Origin of the sequence: Streptomyces sp. NPDC087263, assembly GCF_044744645.1 — a bacterium.
GTDB lineage: Bacteria > Actinomycetota > Actinomycetes > Streptomycetales > Streptomycetaceae > Streptomyces.
The window spans coordinates 85,408-102,792 of the sequence record NZ_JBIUYT010000013.1 but is presented as its reverse complement, the minus strand read 5'-3'; the positions used below and the strand labels follow the sequence as shown (position 1 = coordinate 102,792).

Below are 17,385 nucleotides of genomic sequence, written 5' to 3'. Positions count from 1 at the left end.
CGGCTGAAAGGCGATCAGTCCAGTGCGTCGAGAGCGGCGATGATGGCGGCCGGCTCCGCCCGGGTGGTGTAGTCGCTGTTGACGAAGGCCCAACGGATCACGCCGTCGCGGTCGATGACGTACGTGGCGGGCAGCGGGAGCGTGCGCGGGTGGCCGTCGTTGACGCGCTGGAGGTCGAAGCCGAGCTTGTCGTAGACGGCGGCGAGGTCGCCGGGAAGGTCGAAGGCGAGGCCGTACTGCTTGGCGGTGTCGGAGCCGATGTCGCTGAGGACGTCGAAGGCGAGGTCGTGCTTCTCGGCGAGGGAGAGGGACTCGTCGGGGATCTGCGGGGAGACGGCCACCAAGCGGGCGCCACGCGCGGCAATGGCGTCATGGTGCTGCTGGAGAGAGCGCAGGGCGATGTTGCAGTACGGACACCAGGCGCCACGGTAGAAGGTCAGCACGACCGGGCCGTCGGCGAGGAGGTCCTCCAGGGCCAGGCTCTGTCCCGTCGTGGAGGGGAGGCTGAAGCGCGGGGCCTGCGCGCCGACGGTCAGGACGCGGTCGGCCTGGCCGGAGTCGGCGAGTTCCTGACTGGCCCGCTGCATGATCTCCCGGATCTCGGCGGGGATCTGCTGCTGGCGGGCTTCGTAGAAGGTGCGCAGTTCGGCGTTGAGGGTGGTCATGGTGCTTCTTCCTCCTGGCTGACGGCTGGAGCGGGACCGGATGCGGCTCGGGGCCCTGGCGGCACCGATGGCAAATCTTGAAATGACCGTTCCAAGATAAGCCCATACGTGGCCCCGCGCCAGCCGTGCGGGGGTGCGAACGAATCAGAGGGTGGTGAACGGATGGTGGTCAGCCAGGGCGAGGGCCTTGATGAAGCCGCCGAGGCGGACCGCGCGACGGGCGAGGAAGCGGCGGAGTCGGGGCGTGTGGGACCCGTACGCGGCCGCCCACAGGGCTGGTATGCGATTCATGAGGGCATGGTCACGGCGCGCGGTGGCCTTCGGGCGGATCGTGGACGATGCTGGACGCCGCTGCGCAGGTGGGCAGCCCGCTCCGCTCTGTACCCGTCAGCGCCTTTGCGGCGCGGTGAACGGGGAGTATCTTGGAATCCCTATTTCAAGATGGCGGGGTGAAACATGCCGGACATCAAGCACTTCGATCCGGACGCCACCCTGGAGACCGTGGTGCGGCTGTTCTGGCGGCAGGGCGTAGCCTCGACCGGTATCCAGGACGTGGTGACCGCGACCGGGCTCAACCGCTCCAGCCTGTACGGCACGTTCGGCGGCAAGCAGGAGCTCTACCTCGCCGCGCTGCACCGCTACCTGGAGCAGCGGTCCCAGCCGATGTTCCGGCGTCTGGCGGAGGACGAGCGGGGGCTGCCGGCCGTCTCCGAGTTCTTCGGCGGGCTGATCGATGCTCGTTGCTCGGGTGAGTACGCCCGCTGGGGCTGCATGGTCTCCAACGCGCACGCCGGGGCCGAGAACAGCGAGCCGGACGTGCGCGCCGTGCTGGACCAGCACCACCAGGAGTTGCGCGACGCGCTGTACGCGGCGCTCGTCACCGCCGAGCACCAGGGCCAGCTCGCCCCCGGCGCCGAAGCCGGAGCTTCCGCCGATCTGCTGGCGCTGCTCGCCTACGGCGTCAACCTGCGCTCCCGTGCCGGTGCCGACGCCGCGACACTACAGAAGACAGTGACCGCCGCCCTGCGCTCGATCTCCGGCCGGGGGGCGGCGTAGACGTGCGTGGATCCGGCTCTCAACTGGGGTGGGGAGCAGGCGAAGTGCCCGGACGGAGGGTGGGAGCTGCTTTCGCTTCTGCCGCATCCGCCGTGTAGTCCTCGGGGGACGTGACGTCTATGCCCTCGGGGGCCTTGGCCGCCTTCAGGATGAAGGTCAGCAACACCGTGGCCACGACATTGATCACGAACGCCGTCAGGCCGATGTAGCCGATCTCGCCGATCCCCGGGATCTGCTTCGAAGAGCCGCCGAAGTGCTGCTGGGTCGGCGAGGCGACCCCGTACGCGGCGACCGTGCCGTAGACCATGCCGACCGCCCAGCCGGCGAGCAGCGCCCAGCGGTGGAACCAGCGGGTGAACAGGCCGCCGACCAGGGCCGGGAAGGTCTGGAGGATCCAGATGCCGCCCAGCAGCTGGAAGTTGATCGCCACCGACTTGTCCATGGTCAGCACGAAGACCAGCGCGCCCACCTTCACCAGCAGCGAGACCAGCTTGGAAACCTTGGCCTCCTGGGCCGGCGTCGCATCGGGCTTGATGAAGTCCTTGTAGATATTGCGGGTGAAGAGGTTGGCGGCCGCGATGGACATGATGGCCGCCGGCACCAGCGCGCCGATGCCGATCGCCGCGAAGGCCACGCCCGCGAACCAGTCCGGGAACATGTCCTCGAACAGCTGCGGGATCGCCAACTGCCCGTTGGCGATTTTGACTCCGGCCGCGACCGCCATGAAGCCCAGCAGCGCCAACAGGCCGAGCATCAGGGTGTAGAGGGGCATCACCGTCGTACTGCGTCGGATCACCTCGCGGCTGCGGGACGACAGCGTCGCCGTGATCGAGTGTGGGTACATGAACATGGCCATGGCGGAGCCCAACGCCAGCGTGGCGTACGTCCATTGACCCGCCGGAGCCGGGAACAGTCCGCCCGCGCCGGCTTCCGTGTACTTCTTGTCCGCCGCCGCGAAGATCTCGTCGAAGCCGCCCAGCTTCATCGGGATGTAGGTGATCGCCACCACGATGACGATGTAGATCAGCGTGTCCTTCACGAAGGCGATCATGGCGGGGGCGCGCAGGCCTGAGGAATAGGTATACGCGGCCAGCACCGCGAAGGCGATCAGCAGCGGCAAGTCCTTGACGAACCAGTTGGTGTTCTCGCCGCCGCCGACGCCCATCACGTCCAGGACCGCCTGGATGCCGACGAGTTGGAGGGCGATGTACGGCATCGTCGCCAGGATCCCGGTGAAGGCCACCGCCAGCGACAGGCCCTTCGAGCCGAAGCGCCCCCGCACGAAGTCCGCCGTGGTGACGTACCCGTGCCGATGGCACACGGACCACAGCCGGGGCAGGAAGGTAAAGATCAGCGGGTAGACCAGGATCGTGTACGGCACCGCGAAGAAACCGGCCGCGCCCGCCGCGTAGATCGCCGCTGGGACCGCCACGAACGTATAGGCCGTGTAGACGTCGCCGCCGAGCAGGAACCAGGTGATCCAGGTGCCGAACGACCGGCCACCCAGGCCCCATTCGTCGAGGCTGTGTTCGTTGTCGGGTCTGCGCCAGCGCGAGGCGAGAAAGCCCATGACCGTGACGGCCAGGAAGAAGATGATGAAGACGGCGAGGGCGACGCCGTTCACGCCGTTGGGCATGGTTGCTCCCGTGCGGGGACGAAGGACTTCGAGCAGGTGATCACGCAAGGGCCGGCCGGGCGCATACGCGTCCGGCCGGCCGGTGGGTCAGGCGTGAACGGGCTTTGCCTCGGGCGAGGTTGATCCGGGGGCGCCCTGGGGGCGGGCCGGGGTCGGTGGAGACATCCGCTGTTCGAGTCGCTCGGGCAGTGCCCAGCGGTACAGCGGCATGGCGCCGGCGGTGGTGATGACCGCGACGAGGACCAGCATGGAGAAGACGTCCTTGGTGATCATTCCCTGGGCGAGGCCGATGTTGATGAAGATGAGGATCATCAGGCCGCGGGCGTTCATCAGGCCGCCGACGGCCCAGGACTCCCGCCAGGAGAAGCCGACTGCGCGCATGGCGGTCGCGCAGCCCACGTACTTGCCGATGAAGCCCGCCGCCAGGATCAGCAGGAACGGTCCGATCATGGCCCATCCGGCGATGCCGCCGAGCTCCGTGTTGAGGCCGGAGAAGGCGAAGAAGATCGGCAGGAGCAGGACGCAGACGATGTCCATCATGCGGCTGTGCAGGGCCTCACGGAAGGCGGGGTTGCGTGGCATGGCGAGTCCGGCGATGAACCCGCCGAAGACGGAGTAGATGCCGATGTAGTCCGTGCACAGCCCGGACAGCAGGACGATGCCGACGACCAGGTACATCTGGTCGAAGCCGAAGTGGCCGGTGCGTTCGACCCGTACGCCCATGGGCCGCAGCAGACGGGCCACGACGGTGAGCATGACCAGGGCGAACAGCGCTGTGGAGCCGATCGTGCGCAGGACGTGCAGGGCACCGGCGCCGCTGTGCATGGCGGACAGCACTGCCAGAAAGCACCAGGCCGCAGCGTCGTCGATGGATGCGCCCAGCAGGGTCATGCGGCCGAGCGGCGAGTTCTGCAGGTGCCTCTCGTAGAGGATGCGGGCGAGCATCGGGAAGGCTGTGATCGACAGGGCTCCGCCGATGAAGAGGGCGAACTCGAAGGGGGTGACGTCGGGGCGCGAAAGCCGGTCGTAGAGGACGTAGGCGGATCCGGCGCCCAGCAGGAGGGACGGCAGGATGCCGGAGACTGCGAGGACGGCGGCGTTCTTGGTGTCCTTCTTGCCGTTGCCGCCGCCGTGGTCGAGGCCGGCGCCGACGAGGAACATGAAGACGGTCAGGCCGATGGTGCTCAAGACGTAGAGGACGGGCTTCACCTCGGCGGGGAAGACCGCCTTCTGCGCTGCGGGGAAGAGGGCGCCGAACAGGGTGGGGCCGAGGAGGACGCCGGCGACCATCTCTCCCAGCACCCGTGGCTGCTTGACCAGGAGGGCGAGGCGTCCGCACAGGGCCGAGGCGGCCAGGATGACCACGATCGCGGGCAGGACGTGGAGGACGAGTTCGAGATTCTTGTCGGTGGTGGCGGCCAGATAGGCCGTGGGGTGCGTGGCGTGCGTGGGGTGCACAACAACTCCCGTGGTCATCAGGAATGGGCGGGGACGGAAGGCTCGCGCGGATCCTCGGTGGCCGGACGGCCGCGCACGGGCAGGTGCGCGGGAAGTTTGAGGACGGTCGGCCAGCGCGCGTCGTCGGGTGCGACGACGAGGAAACGGGCGTACCAACTGTCGAAGAACGACAGGAGGAACATCGGCAGCAGCGTCCAGATGGCCACCTGTTCCAGCGGCCCGTTGCCGGTGAGCGCGGCGATGATGACCACCACGAACACGTTCGGGTAGGTCATGGCGGTGTAGTCGTCGAGCGTCTGGACGTGGCGGCGCCGCTTGAGCAGCGCGGCGACTAGCCGCAGGCCGACGGCGATGCCCACGGCGGTCGGCGCGTAGGTGGTGAAGCCGTCCAGGTCGAGCTTGAGGCAGACCAGCACGATGAACGCGGTGAGCAGCAGCACCGCCACGTATCCGTTGCGTTCGCCGTACTTCGCCGTACGGATGGGAGAGCGCTCCCGCAGGCGTTTGACCAGGACGTAGGCCGCGGTGACGATGCCGGTGGAGGTGGCGGCGCTGATGGCGATGGCCGGCGCGACGTCCTCGCGCAGGGTCAGGGCGAGGACGGCCGAGAACGATACGGTCGCGGCCAGCGAGGAGAGCAGGACCTGTGCGAACGTCGGCATGATCATTCCGCCGAGGCAGCGGCTGACGGTCATCGCGACCACCGAGCTCGGGGTCGCGAGGAACACCGCGGCGATGGCCGCCGTACTCGTGCTGCCCGCATCCGACCAGCGGACCAGGGCCGCGAAGGCGATCGGCAGGGCGAGGTAGCGCAGGGCGACGGAGCGGAGGGTGCCGCGGTCGGTCACGAACGCCCGGGCGTTCTCCAACTCGATGCGGCACATCGTGATGACGCTGGCCAGCACCAGCAGCAGGAGCAGCACGTACGGCGAGGTGGAGACCCGCAGTCCCGCCAGGTTGGCGAGGAGACCGGCGGCCAGACCCGCACAGAAGACCACGGGATGGTTGACGACCATCCAGTCGTAGACCATGTTCATGGTCTCGTTCTCGTTCTTCACATAGCCGTGGATCCGGTCGCCCTGCAGCATCTGGGAGTTGGGCAGGCGCAGGTCGTACGACTCGTCGGCGGGCCGGTCCAGGATGAACCGGCAGATCAGCTCGACGACGTACTTGTGCGAGACCACGCAGACCACTTCGCCGCGCCGCAGCGCGGGCAGCAACTCCTCCTCGTAGAAGGCGTGGACACGGTCCTTGAACTGGGCGAACGTCTCCCCGCCGTGCATGGTCGGGCTGTCGGCGTTCATGGCCCGCTCGTACTCGCCGATGCCGTGGCGGCGCTGGAGGATGGCCTTGCTCTCCAGGGTGTAGCTGCCGAAGTCGCGTTCCATCAGGCGCTCGTCGACCACGACCTGCTCGTCGAGGTTGTCGAGCCCGAAGATGATGTCGGCGGTCTCGTAGGCACGTGTCAGCGGGGATACGTAGACGCGGTCGAAGTGCTGATCACGGTGGCCCTTGGCGACCTTCTCGGCCTGGATCCTGCCGAGATAGGTCAGCGGGGCGTCGCGCTGCCCGGCGATGCGGTGCACGGAATTGCAGGTCGATTCGCCGTGCCGGACCATGAAGAGCTGGCTGAGCAGCTCCTGCTCGTTGTGGTCGGTCATCACGCGTCCTTCTTCGGGGCGTGCTTGACCTGATCGCCGTACTGGGAGTCCCAGCCCGCCAGCTTGGTGATGTCGCACAAGTTATGGACGGCGTGCTTGTCCACCAGCGTGGCCAGCAGGGAGACGGTGCGCCGGGCCTGTTGTGCGGTGAGGTCGAACTCGCGGGTCAGGGCGGCGCCGAAGTCCGCCAGGTCGTCGTCGAGGATGCCGCGGTACTTGCGGCGCTCGGTGCGGTCCTGCGCCTGGAGGTGGTTGACGGCGTTGGGGTAGGCGCTCTCGCGGGCGTGGCTCAGCAGTCGTTCCCGCAGGCGGGTGGCCTGCGGTTCCTCGGTGGCGAGGTCGGCGGCGATCCAGTCGCTGCTGCGGATCAGGCAGTGGTGGATGCCATCGGGGATGTCCATCTGCTCCTCGTCGCTCGCGGACCTCAGGCGGCGCAGCACCTCCATCGCCGTGTCGAAGCACTGGTTACGCAGGGTCCCGATGCTGAACACGAACGCGCCCAGTCGGCCACGGCGGGTGGTCTCGTCGCCCTGGCGCATCGGGCCGACGCCGAACAGGCCCGGTGTCACCTCGCCGTCGGCGGCGATGAGTTGTCCGTGCGTGCCGACCTCGATGCCCCGGTGCGTCTTGGTCTGCGGCTGCGCGTATCCGTGTCCGTTGACCAGGCCGTTCCACAGGGGGTGGTCGGGGCGCTCGTAATCCGTCTTGTTTCCCAGGCAGTTGACGACCCGGTCGACGACGATGTCCGGCTGGTCGGCGAAGACCACCCGGATCCTCGCGCCGTCCTCGACGAGGCGCATGTCCTGGATGCCGCCGGACAGGACCTCGACGGTCTTCGGCGCGCCGTTGAATCCGCGCATCCGGCTGCGTACGACTCCGCCGATCTCCCGCACGGTGCTGGTGCGGTTGGTGACGATCAGGCTCTTGTACCGGTCGAGCAGCATCCGCACGTCTCGGGCGTCCATGCGGGAGATCAGCTCGATGACGTACGGCTCCCACGCCTTCATGACGCGCTCGGGGAAGACGTCGTCGAGCGCGCTGCCGGGCTCGACACCGTGCTCGTCACGCAGGTGCGCGTACTCCGCCTTGATCCCCTCCACCACCGCCTCGGGGGTGAGCTGTTCGGTGTCAAGGAAGGGCGGGCGGCGGGCCTGCCAGATGTCGTGCTCGTGGTCGACGGGGTAGGTGCCGTGCATGTGGCCGCCGCGCGAGCAGATCAGGATCTGGCCGCGGTGGCCGGCGTGGACAAGCGAGATCACCGTGTCGAAGGCCGACAGCGCGGAGCCCGTGACGAGGACGGTCTCCTCGGCACCGACAGCCTGGAACCGCTCCTGGGCGCCAGGGGCGTAGGGGTCGGCGATGAAGCGCTCTGAGTCCTTGATGCGGTGGTAGAAGGGCGCCTGCATCGGCGAGAGGTGGCCGGTCGCGAGGATCACCTGGTCCGACCGCAGGTCGTGCACACCGCCCTGCGGTCCGGCGTCGGCGTACTTGACGACGTAACCCTCGCCCTCTCCGCGTACATCGATGACCTCACCGGTCAACTCCCGCAGCGTCACGTCGGCATGAGCGTCGGCGGCCGCGCCGCGCAGCCGCTCGGCCAGGTACTGCCGGAACATCCGCCGCGGCACGACGCAGACCACGCCGAAGGAGTGGTACTGCCACTTCTGCGGCCACTCGGAACGGTCCGCCTCCTCGTTGGCCCACTCCAGGAAGTCCTCCGGGCGCTCACGGCGCAGGGTGATGCGGCCGGCCTGGATATTGAGCATGTGCTCCCAGTTGGTGGACGCCCAGCCGAAGGCGATACCGCCGTAGCGGTAGCCCTCCTCCCGCTCTATCAGGCATATCTCCAGGGGCGTATCAGCGAAGTGGAGCAGCCGGATGGCGGTGAGCGTGCCGGAGAACCCGGCACCGACGATCGTGACGCGCCGCGTGCCGGGGGCTGCGTCGGCCGCACTGTCCATGGCGCTGTCCTGCATCATGCTCTGCTGCATTTCCACGGTCTTGTCTCCTTCGGTGGGGGGAAGCCTCAGCGCCACTCGTGGGTGAAGCGGACCGTCACGGCGTCGCGGATCGAGTTGTGGACGATGCAGCCCCGCTCGGCCTTGAGCAGGGGCTTGGAGATCAGGTCCTGGAGGGCGGCGGGCGCTGACACCAGCACGGTGATCTCGGAGAAGCGGGTCGGCGCGCTCACGAGCGTTCCGTCGACCTGGAAGCGGATGTCGGAGGCGTCGGCCTCCGGGTCCTCGGCTCTGAGGGCAGCCAGAAAGGTGCTGCCGTAGCACCCGCCGAGAGCCAGGAGCAGCAGCTCCCCGCCCATGGGGCCGGCGTCGGTCCCCTCCTTCTCCTTGGGCCGGTCGATGGTGACCGTGTGGTCTCTGGCCTGGCCCACGACGACACTGCCGCCGACGGGGCGAAGGGACACTGCGATTTCAGGCATGGCGGTACACGGACTCCTGTCCTGGAACGGGGAACGCGGGATCGGGCCGGGATCTCCGGGAAGCCGACGAGCGGGATCGGGCCCCAGCATCAGGACGGAACTTGAGCTTCCGTACAGATCGTGGATGATCCTGGATGCTCTCCGTGTCCGGTGGCCAACGGACGGAAACCGCTTGACAGTCACGGCCCCGCATCGTCTAACTTGAAACGAGCGTTCCATGTTGTTCGTGGCTCACGTGTCCGATGGGGGAGGATGTTCGTGCCGCAGGTGCTAGATCCCGACAAAGCCCGCACAATGGACGAATTCATCGCAGAAATCAGACTGTTGAAGGCATGGGCGGGCAACCCGTCGATCACCGAGATCACGCGGCGCATCCACCGGGACTGGCAGCGGGCCGGACGCCCGCGCGGTGAATGGCCCGCCCGTTCGACGGTGGGCAACTGCTTCCAGCTCGGCCGCCGCCGCCCCAACTCCGACCTGCTGCTGGCCGTGGTGCAGGCGCTTGTCGGCGCCGACGAAGCCATCGTCTCCGTCTGGCGGCAGTCGCTTCGTGCGGTGCTCGGCGAGGCCGAGGCCGCCGCACGGGTTAGCGCCTACGACCGGCTGCCCGCGTGGCTTCCCGCGTTCGTCGGCAGGGCCGACCTGGCGGCTCGGGCGGAGGCGGTGCTGAGCTCCGGCAGGAACGTACGAGCGTTGGCCCTTGAGGGCATGGCAGGCGTGGGCAAGACGTCACTGGCCCTGCACGTCGCCCACCGGCTGCTCGCCGAGAACCACACCGACACACCCGTCCTGTTCGCGAACCTGCGAGGCTCCGTCCCACAGGGCCCGCCCGCCGACCCCGCCGCCGTACTGGAGACCTTTCTCCGACTGCTCGGTGCCACCGGCGACCGCATTCCCTACGACCTCGACGCACGAGCAGCTCTCTACCGCCAGCTACTGGCGAGAACAGATGCGCTGATCGTCCTGGACGACGCGGCAGACTCGGAACAACTGCAGCCCCTCCTGCCCGGGGCCCCTGGATCCCGCACCCTGATCACCAGCCGACGTGCCCTGACGGGCCTCGGCGACACCACCCGCCTCCCGGTGCCGTTGCTCGACCCGGACGACTCCCTAGACCTGCTGCGGGCAACAGCGGGAGCCGAACGCCTCGCTGTCGACATCCCGGCCGTGCGGCAGATCGCGGACCTGCTGGGCCACCACCCGCTGGCACTGTCGGTCATAGGCCGCCATATGCGGGACCATCCCGCCTGGGCGCTCGGCGACTACTACCGCGAGCCCCTGCTCGCTCTGGCTCTGGAGGACGGCGCGCGAGCCGCGCTGTCCGCCTCCGACACACGGCTGCCGAAGTGCGCGCGACGGCTGCTGCGCCTGTTGGCTCTCTACCCACCACAGGAGGTGGACGCCGCCACGGCAGCCGCGCTCCTGGGGGAGCCGTCCGCCATTGCCGAGCGTCACCTCGCCACCCTGACGGCAGCGCACCTGATCCAGCGAACCGACCCCGGCCGTTTCCGGCTTCACCCGCTCACCCACGCCTATGCGGAGGAACGTATCTGCATAGACGAGCCGGCGACCCGCATCCAGCAGGCCCTGGGGCGCTTGCTGGAACACGGCCGCAGCCGCGACGCCACCGTGCGGTTCGAGGCCCGGACCGTCCGTGGACTCCGTCTGCCCACGCCCCGGCAGCCCGCTGAAGGAGACGGAGGGAGCCGGGTGCCGCAGCAGTCGCACGCGGGGCGGGTACTCGCGGCCTGAAGGGTCTCGCATCCGGCATCGGAGTGCGGCCGCCCCTCTCCGCCGCGCCCGTGAGTGAAGTGGAGCAGAGCATGCCCGCGAACCAGCACCAGGTCCTCGTCTTCGACGTCAACGAGACCCTCAGCGACCTCACCTCTCTGGGCGGCCGCTTCGAGGACATAGGCATCCCCGGGTACCTGCTGCCGGTTTGGTTCGCCAGCTTGCTGCGGGACGGATTCGCGCTGACAGCTGCCGGCGCATACGCGGACTTCGCGTCCATCGCCCGCGACGGGGTACGGGCGCTGCTCTCCGGCCAGGAAAACTGGGCGGGAGATGAGGAAGCCGCGGCCTTGCACGTTCTGGACGGCTTCGCTCACCTGGACGTACACCCCGATGTGCCGGACGGCGTACGGAAGTTGAGCGATGCGGGGTACCGGCTGACGACGATGACCAACGGCAGTGCCGCCCTGACCGAGCGACTGCTGGACAAGGCCGGAGTGCTGGACTGCTTCGAGGCCCTGTCGGACGTGCGCGGCCCACGCTGCTGGAAACCGGCCCCGGCCGCCTACCGCTATGCCGTCGAGCGGGTCGGCGCACGACCTGATCAGGCTCTGCTGGTCGCCGTACACCCCTGGGACGTTGACGGAGCGCAGCGAGCCGGGCTGGGCGGCGTGTGGCTTCGGCGCGGAGCCTCCGTGTACCCGCAGACGATGACCCCGCCCAGGTACAGCGCGCAGGACCTGCGGGAGCTTGCCGACGTGCTGGCCGCCGACCAGTAACAAATTGGGGGAGATGTCAGTGGTCTGGCTGTAGATGTGCTCGGAACGCGGTTGAGCACGAGGACAACAAAGCCAATCGGTGTTGTCAGTGGGGCAGCGCAGACTGGACGCCGTGACGACACCCGACGTCCGAGGGCTGGAGCAACTTGAGTGCACCGTCCTGGACGACACCGCCTCCCTCGCCACTGCCCTCCGGCAGTGCCTCATGCTGGCTGGCTACGCCCATCACGCGGACCTGCGTGCCTGGGCGCTGAAGGAGTTGGAAGGGTACGCGGCAGCGGATGAGCTGCCCTCGTGCCGAAAGGTGCCCGCAGCACTCGAAGTCGCGGTGGATCTCAACCTCCCGGGCCAGATCATTCAGGGCAACACCCGACGGATCAGTCCCCACCAGCTTCCCCAGCATGCTCGTGACCTCGGTATCGGAGAAAGCGCGCCGATTCGGCAAGGTGTCCGAGAACTCGACGTCGTAGTCGCCCGTGGTGACAGGGTGGTGCGCCTCAGCCCACCCGGCTCCGCTGAGTACGTCCTGTAGATGACACAGGAGCAGCATCGTCTCGGAAACGAAACCGCCGACATCACGTCTCTGCACTGGGACGTCTCCATAGCCGGCATCGAAGGCGTCCTCGACCACATCAGAACACGTCTGACCCGGTTCGTCGCGGAAGTGAGAGCAGCCATGCCCCCCGGCCAGCAGAACCCCGACCCCAACCAGATCGACTCGGCCGCACAGCAGGCCCTCAACATCACCGGAGGCGACGGTTCACCTTCAACATCGTCGCGCCGAACGCGAAAGCGGACCACGGCGGCACCGCGAACGCCAACGTAAATGAACCCGCGCCCGCGCCTTCACAGCCCTGGTGGCACCGCACCTCGGTTATCTGGGGGCCATCGCGGCGGTAGGGACGGTCGTCGGCGTCATTGCTACCGTGGTCGTGAAGTGAGACTCCGTCGAAGCCGCCTCGACCGGCTGGAGGACGATGTCCTTGACGAGAGATGTCCGCTCGCCCCGATCCTGCTCCAGGTGATCGCGCCGGGTGGGCACGCCCACTCCGAACCGCTGAGAGCCTGGGCGCTACGTGAACTCCAGGGTTACGAGGGCACGGACGTGCCGATCCCCGACTACAGGCGAATCACGGCACCTCTGGTCATGGACGGCCTTGCCGGGATGTACAAGTTCCGGGAGCAGCCGGTCAGCATGTTCGACCTCCCGGACTTCGCCCGTGACTGTCTGGGCGACGAACTCCGACTCGGGAAGGGCGTCGGCCAGATCGAGTCGCTTATCACCAGGAACACCAGCCAGACCGTACAGCTCGGGCCGGCCATGGCTGCCGACATCGCCGTGTTCATGAGCCAGAACTCCCCTCGGCAGGTGCTCAGGCTGTACTGGGCTGTCCATCCGTCGGCATTGGAGGGTGTTCTCGACCAGGTTCGTATCCGGCTCGTGCAGCTGGTCGGCGAGTTGCGGGCCGCAATGTCGCACGGCCAGCAGGACCCGACGCCTGCCCAGGTTGCCCAGGCCCTCCAGAACATCAACATCGTGACCGGCAACAACTCCTCCGTGACCGTCACTGCACCCGTCGCCGTCGCACACCATCGCGGATCAGCACGAGCCGAGATTGTCGGCGGCCCGCAGCAGACCTTTCCACGAGCAGCGGTCGTATGGACGGTCTCGATCACGCTCCTGGCAGTGGCTGCCGTCGCCGCTTGGGGCGTCTGGGTCTGATCCAGGCCGACCTACGAGGGCACATCCAGGGCACATGAGCCTGGGAAACGGCGTTGACCCATGAGAACTACGGAGAGGAGTTTTCCCAGGTCAACGCACATTCGCCTGCGAAACCCCAGGTCGGCGCCCTCCCGCCACCATTCGCCGCACGAGTGGCAGGACTTCAGCCATCGGCTGCATGGGGCGGGGCATCAGCCTTATTGTCTTGTTTGGCCGTTAGTTGGGGATTTGGCGGTAGCGGGCGGGGTCTTCGGGCCTCGCCTTCTTCGTGTGCCTGGAGGGGCTGTCAGGCGGCCAGGGCACATTGAGGGGCACATTGATTTCGCTGGGGGCCCCTTCCTGCCCGGGCGCTCGACGGGGTCCCGCCGGCGCCACACTCGACAGCCGGGATTTCGATGTCCCCCGTACCGAACCGGCGAGTACGAGGGCATGATCGGCGGCGAGCAGAACGCGGGTCCTGAGCCGTGGGGGCGTCGTGGTCGGTCTGGCGGCGGTGACGCACAGCCGCACCTGAATATCGCCTCGGGCCGCCCCCGAGCTGGGCCGGCCGGGCGTACTTCTCCGGCACCGACCCCAGCCTGCTCCGGGCCCGGACCACCACTGAGTGGAGTGGCCGAGCTGCCGGGATGAGGCACGAACAGGCGCGGTCACACCTCGCACCGAAGTGAATCAAGTCACATCAAATAAGTGATAGATCGGCGCTCGGTGAAAGGACCTCAGGTCACAGCCTCCCCAGCCACGCTCCTTTTCTCGGCCGCTATTTGTTATCCGCGCTTTCCCGTCGCGCCGCCGGTTGAGAATTTGTGCCCGCGTCCGGGCGCTCTATAGGTTCGGGAAACGTCCGGGCACCGGGCGACTCCCATGTTCTGGGCGCTCATTCGGATTTCGGCGGATCGCTGCGCCCGTCCTCCCCCCACTTTCGAGGAGTTTCTTGTGCATGAGGCCCCGGCACGTCCAAAACGCTTCGGAAGGTCGAAGGGTCTACGCCGTCTGTCGCGCTCCAGGCGCCACGTGATGACGGTGGCCACTGCCGCCGCCGTCGCTGTAGGCGGCCTGGCATGGATGACCTTCGGCCCGTCAAGTGCCGCCCCCGAAGCCGGCGCGGCGACCACCACGGCCACCGCGGCCGGCGCCACCACCGCCTTCACCAGCTACGAGGCTGAAGACGGCACCCTGGCCGGCGGTGCGACAAAGGTGGCGGTCACCTCCGCACCCACCAGCAAGTACTCCAGTGCCGCCCTTGAGGCATCCGGGCTCGCCTACGCGCACCTCGCCGCGACCAATCAGTCAGTGCAGTGGACGAACAACACCGGCAAGCCGGTCAGTTACCTCAACGTCCGCGCCAGCATCCCGGACTCCTCCGACGGCACCGGAACCACCGCGACCCTCGATCTGTACGTCAACGGCACCTTCCGGCAGTCGCTGGACCTCAACTCCAAGCAAACCTGGATATACGAAGGCAGCACGTACAACAGCAGCACCGACGAGAATCCCGCCAACGGCGACCCCCGGGTCTTCTGGGACGAGTCGCGCACATTCGTCACCGGTAATCCCATCGCGGCCGGCAGCACCATCCAGCTCAAGAAGAGCTCGACGAACACCGCGTCCTACTACGACATCGACGTGATCGACGTAGAGAACCCGCCCGCGCCCATCGCGCAGCCGGACAACTCCCTCTCCATCACCAGTTGCGGCGCGGTCGTCAGCAATGTCCCGACCAACGGCTCGGCCGCCAGCGGGTCGGTGGACAGCCGCGCCGCGATCCAGACCTGCATCAACCAGGCGCAGACAGAGAAGAAGATCCTCTGGATCCCCCAGGGCACCTTCTACGTCAAGGGCACCAGCGGGCTGACCGCCAAGGGGATCACGATCGCCGGCGCCGGGCAGTGGTACAGCAACATCTACCGCGACGTGCCCCTGCCCTACACCGGTGGCCTGAGCGCGCTGTTCTCGGTGACATCGTGCACGGTGCAGAACTTCCACATCGACTCCAACTCCACCAGCCGCCACAACGGTGACGGCGGCGCGATGGACACCACCGGCACCGACTGGTCCGCCAGCGGCCTGTGGTCGCAGCACACCATGTCCGGCTTCTGGGCCTCAGGCACCGGCGGCACGATACAGAACAACCGCCTGACCTCCATCTGGGCTGACGGCATCAACGTGAACAACCAGGCGCTCAACACGTTCACCGGGTCCAACCTGACGGTGACCAACAACTACATCCGCGGCACCGGTGACGACGAGCTGGCGATCAACTCCGTCGCCTTCAAGGCCAGCGACCCGTCGCAGACCTACCCGCCGATGTCGAACGTCACCATGACCCACAACACCGCGATCGCCCCCTGGGGCGCTCACGGCATCGGGATCTACGGCGGTGGCGGCCACGTCATCAGCGACAACTACCTCGCCGACTCCGGGCGGATGATGGCCCTCAACGCCGGCGTGTTCAGCGACAACGGCAGCGACCTGACCTCCGCGACGATCACGGACAACGTCATTGTCCGGTCCGGTGGCAATTCCTGGGGCCAGGGAACGCCCGCGGTGATCATCGGCGACGGCGCCGCCGGCCAGAACAACGGAGCCATCAGCAACGTCACCATGACCGGCAACACCATCTCCGATTCCCTCTTCGACGCGATCGGCTTCACCAACTCGACCAACTCGAAGCTGCAGAACAACACGATCACCAACCCCGGACGCAACGGCATCGTGATCGCACCGCCGTTCTTCCCCGCGCCCGTCGGATCGGCGACGATCACCAGCAACACCGTCAGCGGCCTCAAGTCCGGTATGACGGCGTACCAGAAGAACTCCAGCACCTTCACCGCCACGGTGACCAACAACAGCTGGCAGGGGGGCAGCGGCGCCACCGCCACCACTGAGGCGCCCTTCGGTGGGACCGCCGCCGCGCTGCCCGGCACCGTACAGGCCGAGAACTACGACACCGGAGGTCAGGGCATCGGCTACAGCGTCTCCTCCGTCAACGGCAACGGCACCGCCTACCGCTCCGACGGCGTCGACATCCAGACCACCACCGACACCGGCGGCGGCTACAACCTCGGTTTCGCCGCGAGCTCCCAGTGGTTCCGCTACACCGTCAAGCCCCTCGCCGCCGGCACGTACACCCTGAGCCTGCGGGTCGCGGCACCCTCCGCCGTGACCGGCGCGCTGCACCTGTCCAACGCGTCGGGTACGAATCTCAGCGGCGCGGTCAACATCCCCGCCACCGGCGGCTACCAGACCTTCACAGACGTCACCGCCACCGTGGCCCTCCCCGCCGGACAGCAGGTCCTGACCCTCAACGAGGACAAGGCCGGCTGGAACATCGACTCCCTCTCCTTCGCCGACAAGACCGCGTCCGCCGTCAACTCCTCGACCTGGTACGAGGTCGTCAACCAGAGCAGCGGCAAGTGCGTGGACGCCACCGGCGCCGGCACCGCCAACGGCACCGTCGTCCAGCAGTACACCTGCGTCGCCGCCGTCGCGAACCAGGAATGGCAGTTCGCCTCCGCCGGCTCCGGCTACTCCGAGGTGCTGAACCGCAACGCCGCGGCCCAGACCCAGGCATGGGACGTCATCGGCGGCGCCGCGGCCACTTCCGGAGCCAAGCTCCAGACCTGGTCCTACCACGCGGAAACCAACCAGCAGTGGCAGGCCGTCGCCAAGACCGGCGGCACCTTCACGCTCGTCGCCCGCAACAACGGCCTGTGCCTGACCACCCCCAGTACCGCCAACGGCGCCCAGCTCCAGGTCAGCACCTGTAACGGCAGCACCGCGCAGTCCTTCTTCCTGTCCCCGCAAGCGTCCTGATCCCAGCACGGCAACGCGATGCCCGAACCCCGCTGTGGGTTCGGGCATCGCTTGCTCAGGAGTCAGAGGACGTCCGCATTACTTTTGCGGCTGTTTAGGAGGGTCCAATACCAGTCTGGATTGGCCTGATACAGGCAGAACGGTCAGTATGTCGCGCCAGTCGAGGCGGGCATGGCCTTACGTTTTGGCCCGATTATCACCGAGAGATCCTGTCCGGATCGAATACGTGCGTGAACGCCGCTTTCGCCTCGCCCAATCGAGCGATATGCCCAGTTGGACGCCTCGTGCGTCAGCAGCGCGCAGAGCGCTGGCTTCCCGGCCCGTCCACCGCTGAACGCTGACCACGGATTGCCTCCCTCCGTCACGTAGGGAAGCACTCTCGGTGACGACCTGGGGCGGGAAGTGCAACGGAAGTGCAACAGCAGG

The 17,385-nt window shown here is 67.6% G+C and carries 13 protein-coding genes; 6 read left to right on the top strand and 7 right to left on the bottom strand.

Annotated features, from left to right (window positions below):
- Positions 1–14 precede the first annotated feature (14 nt).
- Both ACIPC1_RS34515 and ACIPC1_RS34510 read right to left on the bottom strand, forming a co-directional pair.
- Entirely contained in the window at positions 15–665 is a 651-nt protein-coding gene (locus tag ACIPC1_RS34515; protein WP_402524346.1) for a peroxiredoxin-like family protein, read from the bottom strand.
- Between the two features lie 144 nt (positions 666–809).
- Positions 810–956 carry a hypothetical protein gene (locus ACIPC1_RS34510; protein WP_402524343.1) on the bottom strand — a complete coding sequence of 49 codons (147 nt, stop codon included), beginning with the start codon at positions 954–956 and terminating at the stop codon, positions 810–812.
- Positions 957–1,121: 165 nt separating this feature from the next.
- Here ACIPC1_RS34510 and ACIPC1_RS34505 point away from each other — a divergent pair, with 165 nt between their 5' ends.
- On the top strand, positions 1,122–1,721 hold the full coding sequence (locus ACIPC1_RS34505) for a TetR/AcrR family transcriptional regulator (protein ID WP_402524341.1): 600 nt from the start codon (positions 1,122–1,124) through the stop codon (positions 1,719–1,721).
- A gap of 19 nt (positions 1,722–1,740) precedes the next feature.
- On the opposite strand, the gene mctP is transcribed toward ACIPC1_RS34505, so the two are convergent.
- From mctP to ACIPC1_RS34480, 5 genes are all read right to left on the bottom strand, one after another.
- Positions 1,741–3,357 carry a monocarboxylate uptake permease MctP gene (mctP, locus tag ACIPC1_RS34500; protein WP_402524339.1) on the bottom strand — a complete coding sequence of 539 codons (1,617 nt, stop codon included), beginning with the start codon at positions 3,355–3,357 and terminating at the stop codon, positions 1,741–1,743.
- An 87-nt stretch (positions 3,358–3,444) separates the two neighbouring features.
- Positions 3,445–4,815, bottom strand: coding sequence for a cation:proton antiporter (locus tag ACIPC1_RS34495; RefSeq protein ID WP_402524337.1), 1,371 nt, complete (start codon positions 4,813–4,815; stop codon positions 3,445–3,447).
- Positions 4,816–4,832: 17 nt separating this feature from the next.
- Positions 4,833–6,476 carry a histidine phosphatase family protein gene (locus ACIPC1_RS34490; protein WP_402524335.1) on the bottom strand — a complete coding sequence of 548 codons (1,644 nt, stop codon included), beginning with the start codon at positions 6,474–6,476 and terminating at the stop codon, positions 4,833–4,835.
- Complete coding sequence (locus ACIPC1_RS34485) at positions 6,476–8,467, bottom strand: FAD/NAD(P)-binding protein (RefSeq protein ID WP_402524716.1); 1,992 nt, start codon at positions 8,465–8,467, stop codon at positions 6,476–6,478. Before ACIPC1_RS34485 ends, ACIPC1_RS34490 begins: the two co-directional genes overlap by 1 nt.
- A gap of 35 nt (positions 8,468–8,502) precedes the next feature.
- Complete coding sequence (locus ACIPC1_RS34480) at positions 8,503–8,913, bottom strand: OsmC family protein (RefSeq protein WP_402524332.1); 411 nt, start codon at positions 8,911–8,913, stop codon at positions 8,503–8,505.
- A 294-nt stretch (positions 8,914–9,207) separates the two neighbouring features.
- Between ACIPC1_RS34480 and ACIPC1_RS34475 the strand changes: the two genes are divergently transcribed.
- The 5 genes from ACIPC1_RS34475 (at position 9,208) to ACIPC1_RS34455 (ending at position 16,959) form a co-directional block, all read left to right on the top strand.
- The gene (locus tag ACIPC1_RS34475) at positions 9,208–10,665 is read left to right on the top strand and encodes an NB-ARC domain-containing protein (protein WP_402524330.1); all 1,458 of its coding nucleotides are present in this window, start codon (positions 9,208–9,210) and stop codon (positions 10,663–10,665) included.
- A 71-nt stretch (positions 10,666–10,736) separates the two neighbouring features.
- Positions 10,737–11,423, top strand: coding sequence for a haloacid dehalogenase type II (locus ACIPC1_RS34470; RefSeq protein ID WP_402524327.1), 687 nt, complete (start codon positions 10,737–10,739; stop codon positions 11,421–11,423).
- Positions 11,424–11,502: 79 nt separating this feature from the next.
- Positions 11,503–11,955 carry a hypothetical protein gene (locus ACIPC1_RS34465; protein WP_402524325.1) on the top strand — a complete coding sequence of 151 codons (453 nt, stop codon included), beginning with the start codon at positions 11,503–11,505 and terminating at the stop codon, positions 11,953–11,955.
- A 405-nt stretch (positions 11,956–12,360) separates the two neighbouring features.
- Positions 12,361–13,146, top strand: a complete 786-nt coding sequence (locus ACIPC1_RS34460) for a hypothetical protein (protein WP_402524323.1) — start codon at positions 12,361–12,363, stop codon at positions 13,144–13,146.
- A 1,014-nt stretch (positions 13,147–14,160) separates the two neighbouring features.
- Positions 14,161–16,959 carry an RICIN domain-containing protein gene (locus tag ACIPC1_RS34455; RefSeq protein ID WP_402524321.1) on the top strand — a complete coding sequence of 933 codons (2,799 nt, stop codon included), beginning with the start codon at positions 14,161–14,163 and terminating at the stop codon, positions 16,957–16,959.
- Positions 16,960–17,385: the final 426 nt, after the last annotated feature.